Annotated in this window: 26 protein-coding genes; 10 read left to right on the forward strand and 16 right to left on the reverse strand. The window is 54.9% G+C overall.

Features of this window, described 5'->3' with window-relative positions; translation table 11 throughout:
- Window positions 1-119: 119 nt before the first annotated feature.
- Both creD and LEPIL_RS14555 read left to right on the forward strand, forming a co-directional pair.
- Window positions 120-1472, forward strand: coding sequence for a cell envelope integrity protein CreD (gene creD / locus LEPIL_RS14550; RefSeq protein ID WP_002773532.1), 1353 nt, complete (start codon window positions 120-122; stop codon window positions 1470-1472).
- 158 nt (window positions 1473-1630) lie between these two features.
- Complete coding sequence (locus LEPIL_RS14555; protein ID WP_002773534.1) at window positions 1631-3622, forward strand: methyl-accepting chemotaxis protein; 1992 nt, start codon at window positions 1631-1633, stop codon at window positions 3620-3622.
- A gap of 33 nt (window positions 3623-3655) precedes the next feature.
- Here the strand turns inward: LEPIL_RS14555 and LEPIL_RS14560 are convergent, their stop codons facing one another.
- Together LEPIL_RS14560 and LEPIL_RS14565 are read right to left on the reverse strand one after the other, a co-directional pair.
- Window positions 3656-4960, reverse strand: a complete 1305-nt coding sequence (locus tag LEPIL_RS14560) for an ImmA/IrrE family metallo-endopeptidase (RefSeq protein WP_143464616.1) — start codon at window positions 4958-4960, stop codon at window positions 3656-3658.
- Window positions 4957-5382, reverse strand: coding sequence for a hypothetical protein (locus tag LEPIL_RS14565; RefSeq protein ID WP_002773539.1), 426 nt, complete (start codon window positions 5380-5382; stop codon window positions 4957-4959). The genes LEPIL_RS14560 and LEPIL_RS14565 overlap by 4 nt, the downstream gene beginning before the upstream one ends.
- 129 nt (window positions 5383-5511) lie before the next feature.
- Here LEPIL_RS14565 and LEPIL_RS14570 point away from each other — a divergent pair, with 129 nt between their 5' ends.
- Window positions 5512-5823, forward strand: a complete 312-nt coding sequence (locus tag LEPIL_RS14570) for a pyrimidine/purine nucleoside phosphorylase (RefSeq protein WP_002773541.1) — start codon at window positions 5512-5514, stop codon at window positions 5821-5823.
- Window positions 5824-5901: 78 nt separating this feature from the next.
- Here the strand turns inward: LEPIL_RS14570 and LEPIL_RS14575 are convergent, their stop codons facing one another.
- From LEPIL_RS14575 to LEPIL_RS14595, 5 genes are all read right to left on the reverse strand, one after another.
- On the reverse strand, window positions 5902-8655 hold the full coding sequence (locus LEPIL_RS14575) for a bifunctional diguanylate cyclase/phosphodiesterase (RefSeq protein ID WP_002773543.1): 2754 nt from the start codon (window positions 8653-8655) through the stop codon (window positions 5902-5904).
- Window positions 8656-8791: 136 nt separating this feature from the next.
- Window positions 8792-10021 carry a VWA domain-containing protein gene (locus LEPIL_RS14580; RefSeq protein WP_002773545.1) on the reverse strand — a complete coding sequence of 410 codons (1230 nt, stop codon included), beginning with the start codon at window positions 10019-10021 and terminating at the stop codon, window positions 8792-8794.
- An 18-nt stretch (window positions 10022-10039) separates the two neighbouring features.
- Window positions 10040-10855 (reverse strand): AAA family ATPase, encoded by an 816-nt coding sequence (locus tag LEPIL_RS14585; RefSeq protein ID WP_002773548.1) that lies wholly within the window; start codon window positions 10853-10855, stop codon window positions 10040-10042.
- 41 nt (window positions 10856-10896) lie between these two features.
- Window positions 10897-12249: a sensor histidine kinase gene (locus LEPIL_RS14590; protein WP_002773552.1), complete on the reverse strand. Its 1353-nt coding sequence runs from the start codon at window positions 12247-12249 to the stop codon at window positions 10897-10899.
- Window positions 12246-12941, reverse strand: coding sequence for a response regulator (locus LEPIL_RS14595; RefSeq protein WP_002773554.1), 696 nt, complete (start codon window positions 12939-12941; stop codon window positions 12246-12248). The genes LEPIL_RS14590 and LEPIL_RS14595 overlap by 4 nt, the downstream gene beginning before the upstream one ends.
- 251 nt (window positions 12942-13192) lie before the next feature.
- Here LEPIL_RS14595 and LEPIL_RS14600 point away from each other — a divergent pair, with 251 nt between their 5' ends.
- Entirely contained in the window at window positions 13193-13639 is a 447-nt protein-coding gene (locus tag LEPIL_RS14600) for a Spy/CpxP family protein refolding chaperone (protein ID WP_002773556.1), read from the forward strand.
- Window positions 13640-13694: 55 nt separating this feature from the next.
- On the opposite strand, the gene LEPIL_RS14605 is transcribed toward LEPIL_RS14600, so the two are convergent.
- Window positions 13695-14855 carry a DUF3095 family protein gene (locus LEPIL_RS14605; protein WP_002773561.1) on the reverse strand — a complete coding sequence of 387 codons (1161 nt, stop codon included), beginning with the start codon at window positions 14853-14855 and terminating at the stop codon, window positions 13695-13697.
- 124 nt (window positions 14856-14979) lie between these two features.
- Between LEPIL_RS14605 and LEPIL_RS14610 the strand changes: the two genes are divergently transcribed.
- Genes LEPIL_RS14610 through LEPIL_RS14620 form a run of 3 tightly spaced genes read left to right on the forward strand, consistent with a single transcriptional unit; the run spans window position 14980 to window position 16632 of the window.
- A complete protein-coding gene (locus LEPIL_RS14610) occupies window positions 14980-15195 on the forward strand; it encodes a hypothetical protein (RefSeq protein ID WP_040918906.1) in 216 nt (71 codons plus the stop codon).
- Window positions 15192-16403 carry a hypothetical protein gene (locus LEPIL_RS14615; protein WP_002773563.1) on the forward strand — a complete coding sequence of 404 codons (1212 nt, stop codon included), beginning with the start codon at window positions 15192-15194 and terminating at the stop codon, window positions 16401-16403. Before LEPIL_RS14610 ends, LEPIL_RS14615 begins: the two co-directional genes overlap by 4 nt.
- A complete protein-coding gene (locus LEPIL_RS14620; RefSeq protein WP_002773565.1) occupies window positions 16363-16632 on the forward strand; it encodes a hypothetical protein in 270 nt (89 codons plus the stop codon). The genes LEPIL_RS14615 and LEPIL_RS14620 overlap by 41 nt, the downstream gene beginning before the upstream one ends.
- Before the next feature lie 44 nt (window positions 16633-16676).
- Here LEPIL_RS14620 and LEPIL_RS14625 read toward each other — a convergent pair whose 3' ends face one another.
- A complete protein-coding gene (locus LEPIL_RS14625) occupies window positions 16677-16880 on the reverse strand; it encodes a hypothetical protein (protein ID WP_040918909.1) in 204 nt (67 codons plus the stop codon).
- Window positions 16881-17529: 649 nt separating this feature from the next.
- Between LEPIL_RS14625 and LEPIL_RS14630 the strand changes: the two genes are divergently transcribed.
- Complete coding sequence (locus LEPIL_RS14630; protein WP_002771667.1) at window positions 17530-18765, forward strand: IS256-like element ISLil1 family transposase; 1236 nt, start codon at window positions 17530-17532, stop codon at window positions 18763-18765.
- Between the two features lie 76 nt (window positions 18766-18841).
- Here the strand turns inward: LEPIL_RS14630 and LEPIL_RS23040 are convergent, their stop codons facing one another.
- The 6 genes from LEPIL_RS23040 to LEPIL_RS14655 all read right to left on the reverse strand — a co-directional run bounded on the left by LEPIL_RS23040 (window position 18842) and on the right by LEPIL_RS14655 (window position 23742).
- On the reverse strand, window positions 18842-19186 hold the full coding sequence (locus LEPIL_RS23040) for a hypothetical protein (protein ID WP_002773566.1): 345 nt from the start codon (window positions 19184-19186) through the stop codon (window positions 18842-18844).
- A gap of 103 nt (window positions 19187-19289) precedes the next feature.
- A complete protein-coding gene (locus LEPIL_RS14635) occupies window positions 19290-19649 on the reverse strand; it encodes a hypothetical protein (protein ID WP_002773568.1) in 360 nt (119 codons plus the stop codon).
- A 241-nt stretch (window positions 19650-19890) separates the two neighbouring features.
- The gene (locus LEPIL_RS14640) at window positions 19891-20982 is read right to left on the reverse strand and encodes a sulfate/molybdate ABC transporter ATP-binding protein (RefSeq protein ID WP_002773570.1); all 1092 of its coding nucleotides are present in this window, start codon (window positions 20980-20982) and stop codon (window positions 19891-19893) included.
- Complete coding sequence (gene cysW, locus LEPIL_RS14645; RefSeq protein WP_002773572.1) at window positions 20979-21860, reverse strand: sulfate ABC transporter permease subunit CysW; 882 nt, start codon at window positions 21858-21860, stop codon at window positions 20979-20981. Before cysW ends, LEPIL_RS14640 begins: the two co-directional genes overlap by 4 nt.
- Window positions 21857-22729 carry a sulfate ABC transporter permease subunit CysT gene (gene cysT, locus LEPIL_RS14650; RefSeq protein ID WP_002773574.1) on the reverse strand — a complete coding sequence of 291 codons (873 nt, stop codon included), beginning with the start codon at window positions 22727-22729 and terminating at the stop codon, window positions 21857-21859. The genes cysW and cysT overlap by 4 nt, the downstream gene beginning before the upstream one ends.
- A complete protein-coding gene (locus LEPIL_RS14655; RefSeq protein ID WP_002773579.1) occupies window positions 22726-23742 on the reverse strand; it encodes a sulfate ABC transporter substrate-binding protein in 1017 nt (338 codons plus the stop codon). The genes cysT and LEPIL_RS14655 overlap by 4 nt, the downstream gene beginning before the upstream one ends.
- Window positions 23743-23929: 187 nt before the next feature.
- Here LEPIL_RS14655 and LEPIL_RS14660 point away from each other — a divergent pair, with 187 nt between their 5' ends.
- Entirely contained in the window at window positions 23930-24610 is a 681-nt protein-coding gene (locus LEPIL_RS14660; RefSeq protein ID WP_002773581.1) for a hypothetical protein, read from the forward strand.
- Between the two features lie 185 nt (window positions 24611-24795).
- Here LEPIL_RS14660 and LEPIL_RS14665 read toward each other — a convergent pair whose 3' ends face one another.
- Window positions 24796-25506, reverse strand: coding sequence for a M48 family metallopeptidase (locus LEPIL_RS14665; RefSeq protein ID WP_002773583.1), 711 nt, complete (start codon window positions 25504-25506; stop codon window positions 24796-24798).
- 170 nt (window positions 25507-25676) lie between these two features.
- Here LEPIL_RS14665 and LEPIL_RS14670 point away from each other — a divergent pair, with 170 nt between their 5' ends.
- The gene (locus tag LEPIL_RS14670) at window positions 25677-26054 is read left to right on the forward strand and encodes a hypothetical protein (protein ID WP_002773585.1); all 378 of its coding nucleotides are present in this window, start codon (window positions 25677-25679) and stop codon (window positions 26052-26054) included.
- Window positions 26055-26089: the final 35 nt, after the last annotated feature.

The following is a 26089-nucleotide window of genomic DNA, read 5'->3' on the forward strand; positions in this document are numbered from 1 at the left end:
AAAAAGCTCACAATCCGCCCATCACTTTTTCGAATCCGCTCAAACTGCGCTCAACGCAGTGCTCGAAATTCTGTGCATATAACGCTGCAGCCAGAGCGCTGCACGCAAGGAGAAACTGTATGACAGATTTTCAAAGCCGCATCGGCTTTTCCCCCATGTGGAAGATCTTTTCTATCGGCGTGTTGATTCTCATTCTGCTCATCCCGCTTATGATGGTGCGCTCTCTGATCGACGAACGCAGCATCCGTTACGATGAGGCGGTGGCCGAGATCAGCTCGCGCTGGGGCAACGAACAATCGTTCTCGGGGCCCATGATCGTAGTTCCCTATACGGAAGTAGTTAGCCGAGATAAAAACGGTCCAGTGTATGCCTATCGCTCGGCCTATTTTCTGCCCGAAGATCTGAAGATTGAGGGGGCGCTGGAAGCGGAGAAGCGCAAGATCTCGATCTATGAGGCCGTCCTGTATTCGGTCAATCTAAAGGTCCAGGGAGTATTCCGTCTGCCTACGGAGGCGTCGCTCAGGGCCGCTTCAGGAGGAGAAATCACGAAGATACACTGGGATCGCGCCTTCGCCGTCATCGGCATCAGCGATACGCGCGGCATCAAGCAGGATCTTGCGTTTGAATGGGATGGAGCAAGGCGGTCCTTTCTTCCCGGCACAAATCGCTCGCAGCTTTTCGCCACAGGCCTTCACAGCGCCATCCATCTCGACGGAAAAGGCGGAACGGCTCCCTTTAAGTTCAATCTGCAACTGCTTGGAAGTCGGTCCCTTTCGTTTACGCCGATCGGTAAATCGACGAACGTGAAGCTTGAAGGCGGATGGGGCGATCCGGGTTTTACGGGAGCGCTGCTTCCCGAACCGCGTACGATAACGGATAACCATTTTACCGCCGAATGGAACGCTTCCTATTACGGTCGCAGCTACGGACAGATACTGATCGATCCCGAGGCCGATGCATCGGGAGCCATAAGCGCCTCTTCTTTCGGCTTCCAGCTCATTCAAACCGTCGATCACTATCAGAAATCCGAACGTGCGGCGAAATACGGTATCCTGTTTCTTCTGTTAACGTTTACGGCCTTCTTTCTTTTTGAGATCTATACGGGATTGCGGCTGCATCCGCTTCAGTATTTGATGGTCGGCTCGGCGATGGTCGTCTTCTACCTGCTCTTCGTTTCGCTCTCTGAGCATGTCGTCTTCGTCGTCGCCTACCTGATCGCCGCACTTGCAACGACGGGGCTGATCAGCGCCTACGCCGCCGTGATTCTACGGAGTCGCAAACGTGCGGGCATTCTTGCCGGCTTGCTGGCCGCGCTCTACTCGTATCTGTATGTCGTCATGACATCTGAAGACAGCGCCCTGCTTCTCGGTTCGATCGCCCTGTTCGGCTTCCTCTCGCTTGTGATGTATCTGACCCGCAAGATCGACTGGTATGCGATGGGAAAAGCGGCTCCGGCAGGCGCTTTAAAATAATCCCGTTCATTTAATAAGGGCCATCGAGGCAAGGAGAGGCAGGGTTCCTGATAGCTAACCTCGGACGACGACCGCCGAAAAAGGCCGCACGGTTTTTTTCAGCGGTCTTTTTTTTAATTGCCTTCTGAATCAAAAGAACGGCGTCCTATACGACGTCTATGGAGCGCTTTTTTCGCAGAACCGGCATTCGGGTAAAGCTGCTGATTATCCTCGGCCTTTTATCATTGCCGTATCCGGTTTTGATGGGCCTTTTGATACGGCAGCAGAACGTTGCCATTCGATTTGCCGAAAAAGAGCTGCTGGGGGCAGAGTTTAACCGGTCTCTTTTTCAACTGTTCTCCAGAGCCGAATCGCAGGGCTTCGTCGAAGCGGGCGAGCTCAAAGATGTGGACGCACTGAATCGGGAGATGAGCGAGGCGCTGAAGTCCGGCGAACTATGGCAGGCCCTTCGCCCCCTGCTGCTGGCTGCCGGAGCAGACGAGCGACGACAGCGTTTCCTCGAACTGAATACGCGCGTCGGCGATACGTCCAATCTCATCCTTGACCCTGACCTTGATAGCTACTACGTGATGGATATTACGACGATTCGCCTTCCTCTGCTTCTCAAGCGTCTGGGCGAGATCAGCGAACGAAGCGATGAGCTGCTTGCACGCGGAAGCATCACCGATTCGGAGCGCGAGCAGCTGCTTCTCCAGGAAAGCCTTCTCGAAGAACAGCTACAGGGCATCCTGCATTCGCAACAGACGATCTTCGAGTATAACCCCGAGCTGCGACCGGCGATGATAGCCGCCCACGGAAAATTCAGCACTCGTATGGACGCCTTCCGGAACCGGCTGGAATTTCTTCTGTTAGAAGAGAAGGCCGATAGGGCGGGAAGGGCGGCCTTTGAGAAAGCGCGGCGTGAGGCGATCACCGGCATCGTCGATTTTTACATTACAACGTCGCAGCTTCTGGTCATCTTATTGAACAAACGCATCGACGGGTTCGTCATGCAGCGAAACGTAACGACCGGAATCGTCGCCGTTCTCATCGTTACGAGCGTCGCCCTGACCTTTCTGCTCATCGGTTCCATTATACGACCGTTGCGCGAGATCGGAAGCCGCATGAACGAAATCGCCGACGGACAGGGCGATCTCACATCAAGGCTCACAGAGGATTTGCCCGATCGCGATCTATCGGTGCTTGCCGCCGCCTTCAATCGCTTTGTCGGGCGCATTCGCGATATCGTTCTTGAGGCGCGACGCCTCGCCGGCCGACAGGCATCGTCGGCAGGCGACCTGAAAAGTTCCTCGGAGCATTTCGGCCGTGATATGCAGGCCGAAGCGGCCACTATGGAAGAGATCTCGGCTACGATGGAAGAGATATCTGCCTCGGCCGATCAGGTCGCTTTTTCAGTCGAGGGAACGGTGCAGGCGACGCACGATCTGATGAAGAGCATGGACCGACTCTCGTCTATTCTCGGTCAGGTGACTTCGCTCATAAACCGAACATCGTCGTTAACCGATCAAACGACGGAACAGGCGAATGAAGGCCGACAGGGCATGCAGAGCATCCTTGAAACGATCTCAAACATCCAGCAGAGCTCGGCCCTGGTCGACGACATCATCATGATCATTGAAGAAATCGCCGAGCGAATCAACCTGCTTTCGCTGAACGCCGCCATCGAGGCGGCAAGAGCCGGCGAAGCAGGCCGGGGATTTGCCGTCGTCGCCCAGGAGGTCAGCCGTCTGGCCGACCAGACGAACAGCAGCATCAACGATATCGGCAATCTGATCAAAGAAAATGGAGAGAGAATCGAACGCGGTTCGGCGACGATCCGCACGACGGTGCAGACCATCAACGATGTCATCGAAAGCGTCGGCAACATCTCGCGAAGCGTGCTCGAGATCTCCGCTCTGATTCCAGAAGAAGATCGAATCAAAGATATGGTGAACGCAAGCGCCGGCGATCTGCTGAAACGAGCGACGGGCATCGAGCAATCTTCAATCGAACAGAAGTCGGCCATCCTCGAAATCACAAAGGCCATCGCCAGTATTAACGACGCAGTACAGCGCAGCGCCCGTCACTCCACGCATGTGCTGGAGCGCGCCGTCGATGTCGACTCCGACGCCGGCGAGATGACGAAGCTCGTCGAGAAGTTCCGCACCTGACAGCGCAAGAGCCGCGGGTGCGGTATTGGTGGTTCACGCAGTTCGTTGCAGTTCCTCCCGAGACAGTATTCCGTGATTGGTGAGTTGAGTGCTGACCATGAGCGGCGATACCCCAAAATGATCAGCCTCCCTCTGTATGGCTTCGTCTGAATAATCACCGTCAAGATTACCGATCATCTCATGATAAGGGCACAAAAGCTCGGCGGCGAAAGCACGCTGTAGCTTCTGACGATATGTATAGGCCTGCGTCGCCGGATGCAACCAATCTGATGGGTAGGCAAGGCGATCACAGAGTAATCGAGCTGCCTCAAACCTCTTACTCGTGCGATATGGCGATCGAAAAACAATACGGCCTGCCGAACTATTCTCTATCAAAGCAAAACTCATACCGGTATTCCTGTCTGAGAGCGAGGGGCCGTTTCCAAAAACAGAGGCCGAAGCGCCGACCAGATCACCCAACTCATTGTCCGATATGACGGATGATACCGAGAGCTGCGACCTGAGTTGCGTAGCCAGCCTCTCTCCTTTCTGGTATGCTTCCATACTCCCAGTATCCAGACCAACTGACTCTACCGTGGCAAGCGGATTGCATTCCGCACCGATCCGACGGCTTTTCTCTTTGAGTTCCTCAAAGAATTCAATTCGCCTGCAGTAGGCTTGATTCGCTACGACTTCTTCAAACGCGGCAGGGCCCTCCGCGTTTACTTCTGCTTGCCATAGAATCCATTGCTCATCGCCAAGCTCATCGGGGTCCAGACCGCTCAATGCCTCCAGTTTACGTCGTAAGGAAAGGCTCGGTTCTTCACGCTCATTCTTTAATTCATGCCACATTGCACGGAGATTCGTCTGCTTATGGCCGGCCTCTCGCAAACGAGTAAGCACCACCTCGATAAAGTGGTCTATCGAATGCTCAAACGTTCCCCCTTCAATGGCACGTGAGACATCATTCAGATAACGAAAGACAGGGTTCAAAGGCGTAGATTTCGCCACAATGCTGACATATTTGCCGTCGGAATAGAGCGTAATATCGGGCCAGATATAGCCACCGCCAATATTCCTCATTGAATGAGCCATATTCCAGCCTGTGAAGTCCGCAGAGTTGCCGCTCAGATCTTTCCATCTTGGCTCATAACGGATTCGCCACCAGTTCCAGGCCAACCATTCGGCGAGGTGATACGCCGAAAGTAGCGGGGCCTGCCGTGAAGCGCCCGTAAGGACATCAAGGCCCTCCGTGCAATTGCGCCCATCCAGAATGATTTTCACGGCAGCGCTGGCGATCCGCTCTTCAGGTTCGCCAGCGTCCACGGCAACCCAATCCGGCTCAATATCGAAACTCACTGACATCTCCTTCTCCATTCGGCCTGGACAACAATGCTCATTTCATCTTCGCTGTCGAGCGGATACCCATGGTAGCACCCCGAACCATTTCTATCGGTTTTCGCTTCGAAAACTTCCCCTTCATTATTAACGGCCCAGATGAACTTTGGAAAGCCCGTGCCATCGGGTTCGCTCATCATACACATCTGGATTCCGGCTTTCAACAGGCTGGCCGCTTCACGAGGCGCGAGTCTTCTGTTTACATCACAGATTGATTTTTCAGGCCGCGGCTCCATGCGAGAGAAACCGTACTCGACAGGGTTCTTTTTATGGTGAGCGCTGCCCGTGTAGCGAACACGTTCCGCCAGCCCGTTCAGATAATCAGCTCCGTAGTTACTCTGATCACAGAGCCTGCGCCGGGGATTACTGCTCTGTCTGCGCACCGTTGACGGTCTCCATAGCCATACAATGCCAGTCAGCCCGAAACGAGTCAAGTCGAATCATCATGTACGCCCTCCCCGACCAATTTGCGATTGCAGGCCCGGGCACTCTCTACGAACTGCCACTTCAGAATGGAACATTTTGATAACGTTCGCCTTGTTCCGAAGGCGAATATCTATGACGGCGGCAAGTGCGTCAGCCACACCTTCTACTCAGAAGACTGGAAGAAAAAGACGGCCGGGGTGATGTTCCCGGCGACGCATCATTTCAATACCGAAGAACCCGAACGCATGGACGTCATCGAAGGCCAGTGCCGCGTGCGCCTTGCCGGCGAGACGGACTGGAAGGAATACCAGAAGGGCGAGTTCTTTGACGTGCCGGGACACAGCTCTTTCGATATCGAGATTATCGAGACGATGCATTACATCTGCCACTTCGGCTGATGTCTCTGCCGCGATTTACTGTCGCACTGGCGGTGACTATCGGACGCCAGGTGGAAGATTTCGGCCTTTCAGGCGCCTTCATTCTAAGAGGGCGCCGAAAAGGGCCTCGGCAGGCTGCGGCATGCCGAACAGGTAACCCTGCACCTCCTCGCAGCCAAGTTCGAGAAGCAGATCAAGCTCTTCGCGCCGCTCCACGCCTTCGGCGACCACGGATAAATCAAGGGCCTTCGCGATCATAATCATGGCCTGAACGAGATGCCTCTTGCGCGGCGAATCGGCGAGGCCCGTTACAAACGATCGATCGATCTTGATCGTATCGACGGGAAGGCGCTCCAGATAGGTAAGCGATGAATAACCCGTTCCGAAGTCATCCAGAGCGATGCGAAAACCTTCTCTGCGTAAATCATGCAGGACGGTTAACGTTTTCTGATCAAGATTCATAACGGTCGATTCCGTGATCTCAAGCTCGAAGCTGCGCGCTTGCAGACCGGCCTGATGCACCGTATCTCGCAGCTTCTCAAGCAATCCAACCTGATAAAATTGCTTCGCTGAAAGATTCACCGAGAATACGAAACCTTCGGGGAAGACGTGCTTCCACTGACTGTAAGACCGCACGGCATCGCGAAACACGCCCTCGCCGAGCCCATAGATGAGGCCCGTTTCTTCGGCGATGGGAATAAAGGCATCGGGAAAAAGAACTCCGTGCACCGGATGCATCCATCTAATGAGAGCTTCGACCGCTATCATGCGACCGCTATGCGCATGCACGCGCGGCTGAAAATACGGAACAAACTGCCATTCGCGAACGGCCTGACGTATCTGTCCCTCTTTCTCGAAACGATCTCTGCTCTGTTTCAACTGCGCTGCATTGTAGAAGACATATCTTCCTCGCCCTTCTTCTTTCGCCCTGTAAAGCGCCATGTCGGCCAGTCTTAAAAGATCGTCGGGCTCGCTTGCATCGTCCGGATACAGGGCGATGCCGATGCTTGCTCCGATCGTCAGCTCCGTATCATTGACGGCAAAGGGCGCTTCAAACGAAGCGAGCACCTTTTCGGCTACGGATGCGGCGTGATCGTTCTTGCCGAGTCCCGGCAGAAGCACCATAAATTCGTCGCCGCCCTGACGGCTCACCGTATCGTCAGGACGCAATGCGCTCTGAATGCGCCGGGCCGCGGCCACAAGTATCAGGTCGCCGTGAGCATGACCGAACGTATCGTTCACAAATTTGAATCGATCGATATCGACGAAGAGTACGGCTACCTTCTCGTTCAACCGGTTCGCACGCAGCAAGGCCTGTCGCAGACGGTCCGAAAAGAGGCTGCGATTCGGAAGATCGGTCAGCGTATCATGCATCGCCTGATGAACGAGCGCCTCTTCGGCCTGCTTGCGATCGCTGACATCAAACATGATCCACGCCGCTCCGCGAGCCTTTCCCGTTTCATCCTGAAGCGGCATGAGCGTCGAATCGAACCATTTTTGAGGTCCGCTTGCCGCTTTCAGCGGAATCTCTTCGCGAAAGATTTCCTTGCGACGGTATTCGCTCAAAGCCCGCAGAAAGATGCGAGCGCTGCGTTTCTCGGTAACAAGCCTGTAGACGGGCTTCCCGATCAGGTCGGATTTTTCGCGACCGAAGAACTCACAGAAGGCGTCGTTCACGCGCAGCAGAGTACCGTCGTTTTCCATCATGGCAAAGAGAGAGACGCGTTCGAGAGCGTTTCGCAGATCTTCCAGCTCGCTGTAGGCGCGCGACAACGCCTCTTCGGCCTGTACCCGTTCGGTTATATCTTCGATAATACCGAGCTTCATGAACGGTCGCCGCATCTCATCACGCACGACGGCGACGACGGTTCGTGCCCAGAAATCGCTGCCGTCTTTGCGCACATATCTCTTGCGCAGCTCATAACCCGGCAAAGGCTCCTCGCGCACAAGCTCGATAATACGCTCGTTCTCGGCGACGTCGTCGGCAAATGTGATTTCTTTCAGGTGTCGTCCGCGAAGCTCATTGATGTTCATTCCAAGCATGCGAAGAAATTCCGAGTTGGCGTCGGTGATGTGCCCCGGGTTATCGGTTACGGCGATGCCAAGCGGCGAGCGTTCGAAAATCGTGCGGAATTTCGTTTCGCTTTCCATCAGGCGTCGCTGCGTTAACCGCTCTTCGGTGACGTCTCTGTCCGTCGAAACGAAATGACTGATCCGTCCGTTTTCGTCGAAAATGGGCGTGATCACCTTTTCGACATTATAGATGGTACCGTCTTTACGGCGATTCTGCATCTCGCCGCGATAGGCGTGCCCCGAAAGCAGCCTGTTCCACATCTCGCCGTAAAACGAATCAGAATGCGTACCCGATTTCAGAATCGAAGGGGATTGACCGACGATCTGCTCGGCCTTCCATCCTGACTGCAATTCAAAGGCGGCATTCACATAGAGAATGCGACCGCCGGCGTCGGTGATCAATATGCCTTCTTGAATCTGATCGACGGCGGGCAGCACAAGCGAGGCGCTTTCAGAAAGACGGCGCATACTCTCCACGTCATGAAAGACGCAGAGCATCCCCTGCGCCGTCGGAGTTCCGTGAACGGTTACGGAGCGATGACTGCCGCAAAGGTCGGTGAATCCATGAACTATTGTCGGGTTTCCCCCGCGAATCGCCTCGAGCAACGTAGAGCCGTCATCCCACTTTACCGCTTCCACAATCGAAACACCGGCTTGCGTGAAGGCAAAGAAGGACTGAAAGGCGCCGTTAACGCATGTGATCACGCTCTTTTCGTCAAGCAAGCAGGCCGGACGAGGAAGAGCAGAAAGGCACGGACATTCTTCTGAGGAAGGTATCATGAATTACTCGGTGGAACCTGCTCAGCGGTTATAGCCAATGGGACGTGATCTGGAAAGGAAAAAAAGGAAAATCCAGACAAAAAACATCCGTAATCTCGGATGCCCATTTACTTAGAATAGTCGAAGTTTCTGTCGATCAACGACCGATCGCAGTCAGCGAATGAACAGCGCGACGTAATCCATCAAGCGTGAGTGGAAACATCGGCATCAGATCGGCGATGGCCTGCACAGTTTCATGGTGCCAGGTGTGCGGAGGATCAGGGTTCAGCCATGCCGTACGCGGAAAGCGGGCCAGCAAGTATTTCAATCTTTCGTAACCGTTCAGTACGTTTTGCTGCTTCTGTCGCAACGTCTCTTCATCCGTCTGACCGGCTCGATAATAATATTCAAAGAAGGCATGACGTTTATCAAAGAGCTCATACGGGCTCATACAGGCGTCGCCGACATAAAGCAGCCGCGTCTCGTCGTCGTATTTGCGACAGAACTCATCGATCGTGATCATCTTTGAAAAGCCTGCGTCTTCAAAGAGGTAATCATACACGACGTTATGAAAATAATAATGCTTGAAGTGTCCGAAGTGGTTCGTCTTAGAAGCGGCTGAAAACAGCCGGCTCACAAGTGCGGCATGCGGCGACATACTTCCGCCCACATCCATAAGAAGCAGAAGGCGTAATCGGTTCTTTCTCGACTTTACGAATACGGCTTCGGGATCTCCGGCGTTATCGGCCGTACGTCTGACGCTCTCGGGAATCGAGAACTGTGGCCTTCCTTCGCGACGAAGATCTCGCAGACGACGCAATGCGATCTGAAACTGCCGCACGCTTAACCTTTCATCATCGCGATATTCACGGTAACGCCGCTCTCCGAGCGAATCGATGGCGCTACGATTGCCCGGCTGTCTTTCATCGCCGCCGATACGCACTCCGGCCGGATTCACTCCTGAATGGCCGAAGGGAGATTTGCCTTTTGTTCCGATCCATTTAGTACCGCCGTCATGCCTCTCTTTCTGTCCTTTGAGCCTCTCTTCAAGCTGTTTCCACAGCTCATCCGGTGAAAAATGAGGGGCTTCACCGGGACGTTCGGTTAACTCAGCAGCCCTCTGCAGCCATTGTTCGATGGCCTGCCGAAAAGGGTCATCGCCGGCGCCGATCTGCCCCGAGAACATACGGGCAAACACAAGATCAAAGGCGTCATAGAAGCGCACGTCTTTGACGAGAGTCGCTCGCGAAATCAGATAAAAACGCTCGGGCGTAACGGACATATCCCGCCGGGCGTATCCGCGCAGGGCCTGCATCAGGTCAAGGTACTCGCCCGTGCTGACCGGAATGCGGTGCTTACGCAGCTCATAAAAGAAATCGAAGAACATAGCTTCCCGTGCGATTCTCTATCGTCCCTGAAGGCGGCGAAGATCCTCTTCGTTTTTAATCAGCGCCCCTATATATGGTACGACGCCTCCGGAACCGGTCCCCTGCCCCGCACCGAGGCCGCCCTGATGAAGCAGAATCTGAATCCAGTCGATAAGCTCTGAAGTGGACGGCTTCTTTCGTAAGTCTCGCGTATCGCGCAGCCGATAGAAGGCAGTTAACGCTCCGTCCATCAGTTCTTTCTCAATATCAGGAAAGTGGGAGCGCAGAATGACGCGCATGAAATCGGGAGATGGGAAGTCGATATAATGAAAGATGCAGCGTCGCAGGAAGGCGTCGGGCAATTCCTTTTCGTTATTCGACGTGATGATCGTCAGCGGTCGCCTTTTCGCAACGACACGACGCCCCGTCTCGACGATAAGGAATTCCATCTGGTCGAGTTCGAGCAGAAGATCGTTCGGAAATTCCGGATCGGCCTTATCAATCTCATCGATCAACACGATGGACGGACCCTCGTTTTCAAAGGCCTCGCCGAGAGCACCCATGCGAATATAGTTCTCGATATTGCGCACACGTTCTATGTTCTCATCGAAGCGCGAGTCGTTCAATCGCGATACGGCATCATAGTCATAGAGGCCCTCTTTTGCCTGGGTCGTCGATTTTACATGCCAGGAGTAAATCGGCCACTTTCGACGATCGGCGATGGCTCTTGCAAGAAGTGTTTTCCCTGTTCCTGGCTCACCTTTTAATAGAAGCGGACGACCGGTGATCTCGGCGACCATTACGGCCTCTTCCAGCTCCGGAGGCACTACATAGGTATCCTGAATAACTGACACAGGCTGAAGAAAGCGTATTCCAGACGAGGGTCAAGGCGAAATCATCGCCGCTTCTTCGCCGTTACCGTCAACGGCAAACCGATCGTCACGCGAAAGCGCGTCGCATCCCGTTCGATGGTGAGCGTGGCTCCGAGGGCGTCGGCGGCCGCCTTCGCCTGCGCAAGACCGAGCCCGTAACCGGGAACGTCGGAGGCGCGATGAAAAGGCTTCATCAGCTCTTCGGGCGTCGACTCATCGCCTTCTTTACGGACGTATCCGTTCTCTATCGTGATCTGCGTACCGTAAAGCCAGACCTTCACCTGCGAAGAATCCGGAGCGAATCGCGCCGCGTTATCCAGAAGGACTCCGAGCAGCGTTCGCAGGGCCTGTCGGCGCACGGGCAGACGCGTTCCCGATTCGGGGGCGGCGACTTCCAGTTCGATATTTTTCTCGCGAAACAGAGGGTCCTGACGTTTCAACATCAGATGCAGCTCTTCGGCAAGGTCAAGTGTTTCGACGGGCTGCTCGCGCAGCATTCCCGCTCGCGAGAAATCGAGGATGGCGCCGATGAGGCGATCCATATCTTCGATCTCAAGCTGCATGGAGTTTGCACGTGCCGGCGTCTGCGGCGAATTCGGTTCATCCTCGATCATACCGGCAAGAATGCGTATACGCGCCAGAGGCGATCGAAGCTCATGCGATACATGAGCAAGCAGATGACGTGACGCCATGACCATCGCCTGCACGCGCTCCGCCATCCGGTTAAAGTCTTTTGCCAGCGCTCCGATCTCGTCGTGCGATCGCACATCGGCCCTGCTCGACAGATCGCCTTCGGCGATATGATGCGCCGACTCGCGCAATTCTTTCAGCGGAGAGGTGAGCTTGCGGCTGAGCGGAATGGCCATCAGGGCGAGTATGGCGCCGGTGATCAACATCGCCGTTAAGAAACGCTGCAGCGGGCCCGCTCCTTCGTCGGTGCGGTCGATGACAAGCTGTATATGCGAACCGGTAAGCGGAGGCTTCATGATGGGAATCGTTAGCATGAGGATGCTGCGACGCCAGTCATGCTTGATACGAAAGTTACCCAGATCCTTCTCGCTTCCCTGACAGGATTCGTCTGATCCGTTAGACGAAGAGGCGAGTATCGTGCCGTCAGGCCCGATCAGGCGCAAACGCGCATCCAGCGCCTTTGCCATGCCTTCAAGAAACGGATTGAGCGTCGCCGGACCTCCCTGAATCCATTTGTCGACGACGACCTCAGACAGGATAAAGGCATGGGCCCGGCCGAGCTTTTCAAAACGATCGGGCACATCGGTTAACTGCATCAACCGGAATACGATGCTTGCCGAAAGCGTCGTCGTGAGTACGGCGACGACGAGGGCGATCAGAACCTTCGCGTACAGGCCGCCTTTCACTTCTCGGCCTCGACGGTGAACAGATAGCCCGCCCCCCAGACGGTGCGGATTTCTCCCGTAAAGGCGCCGCTTTCGCGCAGCTTCTTACGAATCGAGCTGATATGCACGTCGATGCTGCGATCAAAGGCCAGATGATCGCGCCCGCGCGAGAGGTTCATCAGTTCGTCGCGGCCGAGTACGCGGCCGGCGTTTTCCATAAGAGCGCGTAGAATTCCAAACTCCGCCCCCGAAAGACCGAGGTCCTGATTGCCGGCGACGACGCGGTAGCTCTCGGGCATGAGGCGCAGGCCGGCAAGCTCGATCGTTTTCGTCTTTGCCGTCATATCTCCATTTGTGCGTCTGAGGATGGCGCGTATGCGAGCAAGCAGCTCCCGCGGATGAAAGGGCTTCGCCAGATAATCGTCGGCGCCGAGCTCCAGACCGACGATACGGTCCTCTTCTTCGCCGCGGGCCGTCAGCACAAGTACGGGCACGCTTTTCGTCGTACGGATCTCTCGCAGAATATCAAGGCCGCTCTCGCCTGGAAGCATGACGTCAAGAACGAGCAGATCGGGAATAAAGGATTCCAGCAATCGACGGCCTTCTTTACCGTCGAGGGCGACGCGGATTTCGAAGTCGTATCCGCTCAGGTATTCGCTTACCAGCTCGCCCAGCTTTCGGTCGTCATCGATTACGAGAATTTTCTTCGACATGATCAGGCAAAGAACGCAGGACATTTTCTGGCCGTATACCGTTTTTTCAGGCGGCTTCGCCTTTGAATCCGACGTTTAACGTATTTTTACTTATTCACGATATTCGCTCATACATCGAACATACTTCGTGAACTCTTTTTCGCTACTCTTGCCTTATTCGAAGTTTGCCGATTCGAACACCTGATACTGATGAAAAGCTGAGTCTTCTTTCTCGAAGGACGAAGATCAATCGTAAATCATGGGAGGACCCGATGATAAAGAGTCACATAAAAAAGGCCGCGCTGATTGCCGGCACGGTATTCATTCTTGTAGGCCTGATCGCCTGCGGACGTCCGTTTGCGGGCAAAGATCGCTCGGACTATTTCTTGAAAGGCATGGATAGAAAGGTCGCTTCACTCGACCTGAACGCCGAGCAACAGGCCTACTACGATCGCATGCGCGCCGAGATGAAGGCCGATCTGGAGGCCTTGAAAAAAGAGCGCAAAGAAACGGCCGGCAAGATCAAGGCCGAACTGAGCGCCGCCGCACCCGACATGAAAAAGGTATCGGCTTTCGCGAAAGAAGGAATGCAGAAGCATCCGAAGCTTTTCGAAAAGCAGATCGACCGTCTCACCGAATTCTACTCGCAGCTGAACGCCGAACAGCAGAAGGAGGTGCGAGAATTCATTGATAAGCGACTCTCCCGTTTCGACTCATGAGGTTGTCCGCTCCACCGGCGGACAGGCTTTAGATCCTGTGACCTGTGGCGTCCGGTTAGCCGGACGCCTCTTTTTTTTCGAGCAGCTGCTTCTTGAGGGCGATGGCTGCAAGCGTATAACCGCCATCCGCTCCGTCGACGAAATGCACGTCGCGCCCGCTGCCCGAATGCAGAAGGCAGGTCATGATGGCCCGATCTGATACGTGGGCTCCGTATTGGATGCGACCCGAGCGATACAGATCATCAAGATAACCAAGCAGGGCGGTTCGGGAGTCGGACGTTCCCGATAGCACGATCTTCAACGTACCGTCATACTTCTTATAATCCGAGGAGATTACCTGGTACTCTTTCAATCGGGCCAGATCATAGTGAAAGGCGCGCAACGGAATACGGAACCTCATCGCCAGTCCCGTAATGAACATCTCCATGGCAATTTTCAGGCGAGTCAGGCCGCCTGTCTGGCCTCTGCCTGCGACGATGGCCTCTTTCGCCACGTTTGCTCCCGTATCATCAAGCGAAAGCAGCTCCTCGCGAACGGGCCGATGACTGGATTCGGGTCCGTAGGTTTTTTCTATCGCAGCAAGCACATCGCTGATCGCCGCGCTGTCGCCTCGAACGATCAGCGTCAGCACCTCTCCGGCCGGTGAAGGGATATCCTGCCAGCGACAGGTGAATCCCGTAAAATCGGCTTTGCCGGTTAACCCTTCGTCCCCCAGCCTGTAGCGATCGTCATGCTTCAACAGCCGATCGATCTCGTCGAGCGCATCCCCTTCGAGTATGGCCTGCGTATAGTACGGCGAGATCACCTGACGGGCCATGCGAAACGCAAAGCCTTCATTATATAGAGCCTGCACCGGAATGAGGGCGGCGCGCAGATCCAGGGCAAACCATTCGCGCACCGAGGCGACCGTATCGGCAAGCACATCACGCATCGTATCAACAGCATCAGGCGGAATGAGAAAGAGCACGCCGTCCCCTCCGAACAAAAACGGAAATTCGAAGTCGTTTAGAGCGTTTGCAGCGGCCACGAGGGCAAGCCCGCCGGCGACGTTGACGTCTTTGTACCGACCGGCTGCAATCGCCGCCGTGGAATTCTGCACATCGGTGGCGGCCACCCACCAGGTATGCGGAACGGGAATTCCACCGCTTCGAAAGTAGGCATCAAGGCTTGCATGCGAAGGAAGTTGCTTGTAAAGCGTCAGCGCTGATTCTGGCATAGGCCTGTCTAAAAAAGGCGAGGTGCTGCGAGCAGGCGTGCTTATTTTGAAAAAGGGAAAACCGACAGTTGTCTGATTTCGTCAAAGGACTATTCCTGCTTCGCGGGCAGACTCAGAGTAATTTATGCGCACCTTTTCTATTGCGATACTGGCACTTTTAAGCGCGGCAAGCTGTCTTCCCTCGCTCGATAGCGCTCCGGATTCCTCAATCTTCAGCCTGTTCAGCTTCTCGCAGGCTGCGGAAGTCCCGCCCGCGGCTCCGGCCATAACGTCGATCACACCGGCTCCAGAGGCGCTGCTCAGCAGCCAGACGATTACGATTCGTTTAATCGCAGCATGAACCAGGCGACATGTACTTTTCTCGGAACGGTCGGCGCACCGACCGTAAGCTGGAGTAGCAGCAGTCTTACCGATGATACCGTGACGCTGACAGGCCCGTGGTCCGCGGGCACAGGCCGCACGCTTCTCGTTATGAACTGCGAAACCACAGACGGCACCGTCGTTACGACGACAAGCCGCCTCTGGGATGTCTTTGACCCGTCCACCGTGCGTTACGTTCGCGCAGGAGCGTCGGGCCTGAACGACGGACTCACGGCCGCAACGCCCATGCCCGATCTACAGAATGCCATCGATCAACTGGATGCTCTGCCCTGCGCAACATCGTGCGCCGTGCTTGTCACAAACGGAACCTACTCGCAGGCCGCCGCCTACAGATTGCGAGCAAACGTATCGCTCTATGGAAGTTACTCCACCGATTTCTCGACGAGGAATCCGGGCAGCTTCGGCTCGGTGCTGACACGTTCGGGCTGCGCGGCGGTTAACCCTGCCACATGCTCCACCGTTACGGCCGATGCCACAATAACGGGGACGACGCGCATCAGCGGCTTTGATATCGTCGCCGGCACAGGATCAGATTCTTCAGCCGCGATGCAGACGCTGGGATGTCCGGTGATTCTGGCAAACCGTCTGCGCGGCGGATCGGGCGACAACGACAGTCAGGGCCTGCTCATCGCAGGCGCCCCGTGCCTGATCAACATCTATGCGAACGTAATAGAAGGCGGTTCCTCGCCCAACAACTCCGTCGGGCTCTATCTTACGGCCGACGCCGCCGTCAACGTCGAGAACAACGTCATCGTCGGCGGTTCAAACGCCCTTGCCACAGGCACGGCCGTTTTTCTCTTCGGAGTAACGGGCTCGAAGTTCATCGCCAACAATATCATTCTTGGCGGAGCAGTTAACGAGGCAGGCGGCATCCAGCTGGCAGGCACGGGAAGTACGACGGGCATCTTTCATAATACGATTGTAGCGGGGACGGCCGCTTCAAGCTCTTCGCATGGCATCATCGTTACGCCCGCCGATACGCTTGTGAAGATCCGGTCGAATCATATCGAGGCACGCGGTGCAGCCAGCTCCTGCATGACGGAGTCGGGCGGCGTGCCGACCCTTCAGCTGGACCTCCATCCGCAACAACTTCCACGGCTGCTCCACGCTGTACTTCGATTCCGTAGTGGGGGCTATCACCGACGTCCCGACGCTGAACACCCATGACCTCGTCGATCCGGGCGGAGCCTTCGACGGAAACGTAAGTCTGACTCCGAATTTTGTTAATCCTGCCGCCCTGAACTATCGCTACGGCACGACTTCACCCTGCGGGCTCACACAGGGAGCGGCGCTACCGCCCGATACGCCCGTCGACATTACGGCAGCGGGCAGGCCGGGTGCGGACGGCTTTGCAAGTATCGGCGCCTTTGAATACGACGGCGTTTGCGCTCCCTGACGGGCGTTCAATGGGCGTTCGCTCAGTTACCCGGAGCGACGCATCTAACCATGAACGCCTGCGACGGAGGCAAGTTGCGCGAGGCGATTCTCGGACGCTATCAAGAAACTCCAGCGCCATTCAAACAGATGAGGCGTTATCAGCTCGGCTAACGTTGCGATCAGAGCAAAACCAAGCGAGCGAGAAAGTCCGGCATACAGACGCAGCAGCAGGGCAAAGCCCGTAACGGCCAGAGAGGCACGGGGCAAACTGCGTCATCGCCTCGATCATCCAGAGCGTTTTACGATCAGGTATAATTCGCTTTATCATCCCCTGCCCTCCTCTGTAAACGCAACGCCTTGCCTGCACTTTGCTTCATAACTTCTCTTTCAATACTCATGCGCGCCAATATCAATTTTCCGCAGACTCTTGACATCTCAACATTAAGAATCCAGAACTGAAATCTTCATCTTCCATCAGAGGGATTCGAACGAAGGCGAAAATTCATCCGAACCAACCCAGCCATCCGCACAACTCATAGCGGCCGCCATGTGAGAAAGCCCGCCCCTCTCTGAAGCCGTACAGGAACTCGCCGTATTCCCGGGCAAGGTTAAACATTCTTCATGAATTGCGTCAATGATCGGCTCGGTAACTGATATGCAAACCCAAAAAGCGGCCTGCCACTCTCTACGATCCCTTGCTTTTTCGCCACTCGCCACATAACGAGCGTGCGCAGGATCTGAGAGATCGTTCGGCAGGATCTCGCGCACGTCGCATCTTGAGAGGAGTAAGGCCGCAAGAGCGCCGCACATCAGGTAGATTGGAAATGATTATGTCCCGAATTTAGTTAGAGTTTGAAAAGGCGGAACCCTGGCCCAAAATGGGCCAAACACCACATTCCCTTACGGAGGGTTCCATATGAAGAAGAACGAACGGGCAGAAACCAGTCAAACACAAAGCCTTACGGCCGAAGGTTTTCGGGATTATATTCGAACCAGCCTCGATGCTCGAGTGCGCGAATTTGCACTCGGTTACGTAGGAGCTTTGATTCTCGAAGAAATCGAAACGTTATGCGGCAAGACAGGGGAGCATAAGAGAGGCCGTGGATTTGCTCATCGAGGCGGCAGCCAGCGAGGTTCCATTGTGCTCGATGGAGAAAGGGTGGCCATCCAGAGGCCCAGAGCTCGACGTAACGGCAAGGAGGTGAAGCTGGAGCGATATGAGATCCTTCAGGATCGCTCTGATCTTCGCGAGCATGTTGAGCGCCTGATGCTGGCGGGCATCAGCACCCGGAACTATGAAAAGACGCTGAGAAAGACAGAAGCCTCTCTCGGCCTTTCGCGGAGTGCGGTTTCGCGGGAGTTTGTGAAGTCCAGCCGTGAGTCGCTCAATCATTTGAATTCGCGCAGGTTTCCCGATCAGACATTCTGGTGTATTGTTCTTGATGGCATCGTATTCGGCGGCTCTGTCGTAATCGTTGCGCTCGGAGTCGATACGGCCGGAAACAAGCACTTTCTGGGCATTTCTGAGGGGTCTACGGAGAATGCTGATAGCGCACTCAGCGTTCTTCAATCGATTGAGAGCCGTGATATCCGCTTCACAGATCGTGTGCTTGTCGTCATGGATGGATCAAAGGCTCTCGAAAAAGCGGCCAGAGAATTCTTCGGTAGCAGAGCTGAAATTCAACTCTGCTACCTTCATAAACAGAGGAATGTCCTTGCAAAACTCCCACGGAAGTATCATGCAGAATTCTGCAAGAGATACAAGCAGGCATTCAGTGCGAACAGTTACGAAGATGTCGCAAGCGAAATGCGGTCCGTGCTATCATGGCTCGAATCCATCAGCTACAGCGCCTCTCAGAGCCTTCAGGAGGGCTTTGAAGCATTGTTAACGCTGCATCGCATCAACATGCCGCCGAAGTTGAGAACATCCTTCTACACAACCAATCTGATCGATTCGGCATTCTCGAATCCCAGGTCTCAGCTCAACCGGGTTAAACGATCAAGGCCTCAGACAGACCAGGTGCTCCGATGGGTCGGCAGTCTCCTGCTATCACAGGAGGAACAATTCCGTAAGGTGCGGGCCTACACTCATATCCATGAGTTCTTAAACACCTTCCTGGATAAAAAGATTGACGAGCGGATCTCGGCATAGGATGCATTCAGTGGGTCCCGCCTCAAAGTCTAACTATCACTGGGACATAGTCTTGGAAATCTCTGCATTGCTTACCTCAATAGGACTCGGAATTATTAAACTCATCACTACGAGCACCGGGATGATAATCCACAAGGGCAGCCGCGCAGGCTACAATGCCCATAAATCTTCCTTGAGAATTTGCACAGACAGACTGTGAACTCTTTAGTATACACTCAGCATAGTTTGCATCAAAATACGGCTGTAGCAGATCATTACAGATGATGATATACGCATGAAACTGCCGCCGATCCTTCGCCTTATCTCCACTCGCCACATAACGAGCATGCGCCGGATTTAACAGGTCATTGGGCAGAAAATCGCAGCTTGAGGAAAAAAGCATCAACAGAGACAATGCAATGAGGTGGGTATATCGTTTCATTCAATTCTCCTATACGGGCTGCACAGCGCCATGGCTCCTTACCACCAGCACCGATTCCAGAGTGCATGCTTCAGATCGGTGGCATGCATCTGGTAGCTTTTTCTTAGAGAGAATCCCAATCATTGAACTCATAGGGTCTTGCTCCAGGGTGATAGTCCACAAGCCCCGATGCACAGTTCACGACAGTACCGAAATCAAATACCGCCGTATTGCAACTGCTCGGCGTTTCTTCCGGATCAAGAAGACAACGGGCGTATTTGTCTTCAAAATACGGCTGTAAGAGATCGTTGCAGATGAAGATATACGCCTCAAACTGCCGCCGATCCTTATCCTTATCTCCACTCGCCACATAGCGAGCATGCTCCGGATCTGAGAGATCGTTCGGCAGGATCTCGCGCACATCACAGCTTGAGAGGTGGAGGATCAACAGTGGAGCTACCATCCGGAGCATATATCGCTTCATTCAATTCTCCTCTACTGGCTGCACAACGCCATAGCCTCTCACCCCAGCACCGATTCCAGAGCGCATGCTTCAGATCGGTGGCATGTAGCTGGTAGCCTTAATTGCTCAGCAGAACGGACAGCCGCCGCGCATAGTCCTACCATGCAGGGCCTCTTTTAAACTGTCAATCCAGTTTTACCAGTGCAGGACGCAATGGCTTACGGTGCAAGCTATAACCGTAGACGAGGATGGTCGGTATTCGTTAGATCGACATGCCCTGGAAGACCTCGACTCCGGACTCTTCAAACGTGCGGTGATGCTTCATGCGGGCGAAAAGCACGTCCCCCGGAACGACGCGAAGCTCGCGAAACGACTCGATCGTCATCTCTGCCTCGAAGCGTTCCTGCGAATCGCGCTTGTGTAGTTCAAGAGCGATCTGCGATCCCATGAAATGAATATGTTCGACGCGAGCCTCGGCGAAGGAGTCGGCCCTTCTCTCTCTGGTTAACTCGATCTCGTGCGGACGTACGAAAAGCGTGATCGTATCGGCATTGCTTTCAAAAGGCTGCCCGTTTGCAGATGCTTCGGCTTTCGATTCAGAGGATGAGGCTTTTCGCTGCACCGAGAAGCGGTTCACATTACCGAGAAAGTCCAGCACAAAGGCCGAGCGCGGTCTCTCGTAAACCTCTGCCGGCGAGCCTTCCTGCTCGATGCGCCCTCCGTTCATGACGACGATACGATCCGAGACCTCAAGCGCTTCCTGCTGATCGTGTGTTACAAAGAGCGACGTTACGTGAAGCTCGTCGTGCAACCGACGCAACCAGCGACGCAGTTCCCGGCGCACACGAGCATCGAGAGCGCCGAAGGGCTCGTCAAGCAGCAGATACTTCGGTTCGACGGCAAGGGCCCGGGCCAAAGCGACGCGCTGACGCTGGCCGCCTGAGAGCTGCGTCGGCATGTGCTTCGCATACCCTTCAAGCTGCACGAGGCGCAAGAGCTCGGTCACCTTCTCTCGTATAACCCCCTCAGAGGGACGGATCTTTTTCTTTTTCACGCGCAGACCGAAGGCGATGTTATCGAAGACGTTCATGTGCCGAAAGAGGGCGTAATGCTGAAAGACGAATCCGACGCCCCTCTCGTGCAGGGCCTGGCGATGCGTATTCTCCCCTCCGAAGAGGATCTCGCCCGTATCGGGCGTTTCCAGACCGGCGATAATACGGAGCAGAGTCGTCTTGCCCGAGCCCGAAGGTCCGAGCAGGGCGACTAACTCTCCCTCTGGCAACGACAGATTGACGTCGTTCAGAGCGACGAAACCGCCCCAGCGCTTCGTTACGTTTCGGATCTCGATACTCATATGAACTTCTCCTCTTTCAGACGACCCACTGTGCTCGGTTCTTCCTGCAAGCGTCCTGCTTTCAATCGACTCTCTTTTAATCGTCCTTCTATAACGACTCGCAGAACGAGCGTGAGCACCGACAGCAGCATCAGCGCCGAGGCGACGGCGAAGGCGCCGGTATACTCGTACTCGTTATACAGGATCTCAACATGAAGCGGCACCGTATTCGTCATCCCGCGGATGTGCCCCGATACGACCGAGACGGCTCCGAATTCGCCGAGGGCGCGCGCCGTGCTTAAAACGATACCGTAAAAAAGGCCCCAGCGAATGGACGGAATCGTGATGCGAAAGAACGTCGTCCACGGACCGGCGCCAAGCAGACGGGCGGCCTCTTCTTCGTCTCTGCCCTGATCTTCAAGCACGGGGATGAGCTCGCGAGCGACAAAGGGAAACGTGATAAAGACCGTCGCCAGGATAATGCCCGGCGGAGCAAAGAGGATCTGTATGCCCTGTGTTCGCAGAAAATGACCGAACCAGCCGTGCGCTCCGAAAAGCAGCACAAACAGCAGGCCCGATACGACAGGCGAAACCGAAAAAGGCAGATCGATGAGCGTGATCAGAAGGGCGCGACCGCGAAAGCGAAAGCGTGCGATGGCCCATGAGGCGGCCACTCCGAATACGACGTTCAACGGCACCGAGACAAGAACGACAAGCGATGACAGATACACCGCATGCAGGGTCATCGGATCGGCAAGCATCTGAAAATAATAGACGACGCCCTTCTCAAAGGCGCTTGCAAGCACAAGCACGACGGGAAGCAAAAGAAAGAAGCCGAGGAATGCCGCCACGGAGCCGATGAGCACAATCTTTAACCAGAGCGGATCGCGTATCGTCATGACTCGCCTCCCGATTCTTTAAGATTCATGCGTCGCGCCGCCCACATCTGCAACAGGTTGATCAGCCCCATCAAACAGAAAGAAAGAAGCAGCATAACGATACCGATCAAAGCGGCCGCTTCGTAGTCGTATTGTTCGAGCTTCTTCACGATCATAAGCGGAACGATCTCGGTCTTGAAGGGCAGGTTACCCGAAATAAAGACGACGGAGCCGTACTCGCCGAGCGAGCGCGCAAACGAAAGCACAAAGCCCGTCAGGGCGGCCGGCAGAATAGCCGGCAGAATAATGCGCACGATCACATACAGACGACCGGCGCCGAGCAGGGCGGCCGCCTCCTCTTCTTCGCGCGGCAGCTCTTCGAGAACGGGCTGCACCGATCGCACGACAAAAGGAACGCCGATAAAGATCAGGGCGACGATGATGCCGGCCTGCGAATACGCTACCTGCACTCCGAGCGGTTCAAGCACTGAGCCGATCCAGCCGTCTTTCGCGTATAACGCCGTCAGACTGATACCGGCGACGGCCGTCGGCAGGGCGAAGGGAAGATCCATCGCCGCGTCGACGATGCGCCGACCCAAAAAATCATAACGACAGAGCACGTAGGCGGCCATCGTGCCGAAGATAAGGTTAACGAAGGCGGCGACGCCGGCCGAAAGAAAGCTCACCCGGAACGACGCAATCACCGCACGATCAGTGAGGATCTCGATCGCCCTGTCCACCGGTACGCCCGCACCCTTCACAAAAAGAGCGACCAGAGGAATCAGGACGATCACGCTCAGATAAAAGACCGTATAACCCAGGCTGAGCCGGAATCCGGGAATGACGGATCGTTTGCGGACTCCGGCGGTATGCATCGGCAAGGCTATCATTTCGATTCTGTCGGTTTTGAGTAAACGGTATCGAAAACGCCGCCATCATCGAAGTGTCTCTTCTGAACATCGCTCCAGCTTCCGAATTTTTCTTCGATCGTAAAGAGCCGCAGTTTCGGGAACTGCTTCTCGTACTTTGCGGCCACCTCGGCATTCCGCGGACGATAGAAATGTTTCGCGGCAAGCTCCTGGGCCTCAGGCGAATAAAGGAATTGTAGATATTCTTCTGCAACGGCTGACGTTCCGCGACGCTCCGCATTTGTATCGACGACGGCCACAGGAGGCTCAGCCAGGATGCTTACAGAAGGAACAATGATCTCAAACCCATCGCCGCCGGACTCCTTCAATGAAAGAAAAGCCTCGTTCTCCCACGCCAGCAGTACATCGCCCACACCGCGCTGCGCGAATGTATTCGTCGAACCGCGAGCCCCGGTATCGAGCACAGGAACGTTTGCATAAAGTTTCTTAAGATACGCTAATGCCTCGGTCTCGTTCCCGCCCGATTGTTCAAGGGCGTATCCGAGAGCGGCCAGGTAATTCCATCGCGCCCCGCCCGACGTTTTCGGGTTTGGCGTAATCACCTGCACATCGGGCCGGATCAGATCCTTCCAGTCATGGATGCGCTTCGGATTTCCTTTTCGAACAAGAAAGACAATCGTCGACGTATATGGAGCGCTGTTTTCAGGCAGTCGCTTCTGCCAGTCCTTTGCAAGCAGTCCTTTCCTGGCAATGACATCGATATCGTAAGCGAGAGCCAGCGTAACGACATCGGCTTCGAGCCCATCGATAACGGCACGGGCCTGCTTGCCCGAACCGCCGTGGCTCTGCTGAATGGAAATCTCATTTCCCGTCTTTTCTTTCCAGTGCTTTGCAAAAAGCTGATTATAATCGTGATACAGCTCCCGGGTCGGATCATAGGAGACGTTGAGCAGCTCCCCGGCCTGGGAGCGGTTGCAAGCCGATAGTCCGGCCAGAATGACTGAGAGAATGAGCGAAGCAAGTATTCGATTCATAGAGCAGGCCCCTTTTTCGATATTTCCTATCGAATTAGTATGATTTAACAGGATAAAGATGCCCTGCGAGGCCGGCAACACTTTTTTCTGTCGGCAATGCAGGAAGGCGAGAATTGGAGCGGGCTGAGGCTTTTCCCTGTAGCCGGACTGAAAACACTATTGACTGAAGCGAGGAGAATTAAACATCATGGATAGCTACGATGCATCGGTCGGTAAGGGAGTGAACAGGCACACCGCAATTAGCTCGGGACGCCTTGCCCTGCTCTGTCTGCCTCTGCTTCTGTCATTGCAGTGCATGGCCTTTGCGAGTGTGCAGGTATCGAAGCAGATTGATCACAGGCGAAACAGAATCACCTATGAGTGTGAGCCCGATTACTCGCATATCGGGTGTACGGAACGATCACCCACCGCCACCTATGTGGTCCTGCCGGCGCTGACAGCGGACATCTACATCCTCTACGCGGCATCGGTCGCCAATCCCTACTACGGATTCGGATATTTCGGATTGAGTTATATGGGCCTCGGCATGCTCAGCAAACATCCAATCGGTTACGACAGAGTCCTGCGTTACGAGGAATGGCATGGTCACCCGAATGAGCCGCTGTCAGAGTCTGAAGATACCTTTTACACGATCCTACACAGACCGGCACGCTCAGACGATCAGGCCTTATACTGTTCAGAATTAATAAACGAAGTCAACCGGAAAGCCATCACCCTCAAAGCATTCAAGGCAAAGGGAATTACACTGAATGAAGACAGACTCAAAGATATTACACAGAACAGCGAGATGATACTCCTGGCTGAAGATATTGACGGCTACGAGAAGACTGTCTGCCTGTTTGCTTATCAGGCCAGGGAAGAGCGGTAAAGGTGCTGAGATCAACGTCAGGAATAAGAAGGGTGAAGGGGCAATTTCGCTTTCGAGAAAGACGAACGCCGACGATAACCAGGTGGAATTATTAAAGCGATACGGTGCCAGGGAATAAAACCCCCGATCGAAACCATTAGACCAACTCCGACAACCGGCTGTGACGCACTTTATTCTTGCCCCCCTTACAGCGGAAGCCTTGCCCCCTCGTTCTTAAGCCATTTTTCCGCAAGTCGGAACTCCGACATCCATTCGGCGACCTGGGCCCAGAACGCAGGGGAGTGGTTGGGATGCCTCAGATGTGCCATCTCGTGCACGGCCAGATAGCGCTGTACGAAATCGGGTACCATGGCGAGTCTGTAGCTGAAGTTGAGGCTACTCCGGGAAGAGCATGATCCCCAGCGGCGACGGGCCATCGTCACTCCGACCTTGCTGACGTGCAGCCCCGTCTGGCGTCGCAGTTCTGACACGTGGGCGTTCATGCGCTCGAGGGTGGTCTTCTTATAGAAGAGAAGCAGAGCCGACTCGATCTTCTCGGGCGAAGCATGTAGACGCCTCGCCACGATGAGAGCGTCATCGCGAGCGACGACGGTAGCCCGGCCCGTGTTGCCAAACTGTAGCGGCAGCCACTGGCCGTTTACGGGAAAGGTCTCGCCTTCGGCAAAGGTTACGGGTGCCGGCCGTCGTGATGCCTGCTCGGCCTTCTTGCGCCTGATCCAGCCGTCATGTTTTGCAAGCATCTGTCGGATCTGCTCCTGCGTCGCTCGCATCGGTGCGCGCACCTGAAGCTCTCCGTCTGACGTCACGACGAGAGCCAGGGTGCGGCGACGACTGCGAATCAACCGGTACTCATGCGAAAGGGATTGCGATGACACTTTATCAGAACGCGCAGACATATGCTACAGGGTATCAAAACGACCGAAATACGGCCATTCAGATGAGATATTGCTCCCGATAAGAATCCCCGCTATGGCGGCCTCTCTGTCAACCAGAATCGACATGACATCTGCCGCAGTCATTTCCAAACTTTTTTAACGATCGGGCTGATTTCGGTTGAATATGATATATGGCCACTGTAACCTGGTCGTATATCATGCCGAAGATGCTCTTTCATCTTCCGTTGCATCGATACCGCTCTCTGGCCATCCTGCTTCTTCTGGCCACACTTTCAAGCGGACTTACAGGGTTAACCAACCGGCCTGAGACTGATTCTAACTCTGCGATCTGTTCGAACCGTCCCGCCTGGTCCGGGCCCGTCTCAATTTCACAAGAGAGCCCATCGCAGTCGCCGATCGTCGCAAACAATCAACCGGCGATCGAGGCAAAGCCTGAAAGCACTTATGCTCCCGTACAGTTAACCTCGGCGGCCGCATTTGAAAGGGAACAGGAACCCCGAACGGCGCAGAGGCCGCCTTTTTCGGCCCGGGCTCCTCCCCTCGGTTAGTCAGCGCATTTCACAAACCGTCTATCAGCGCTCTG

The sequence above is a fragment of the Leptonema illini DSM 21528 genome (assembly GCF_000243335.1).
GTDB classification, from domain to species: domain Bacteria; phylum Spirochaetota; class Leptospiria; order Leptospirales; family Leptonemataceae; genus Leptonema; species Leptonema illini.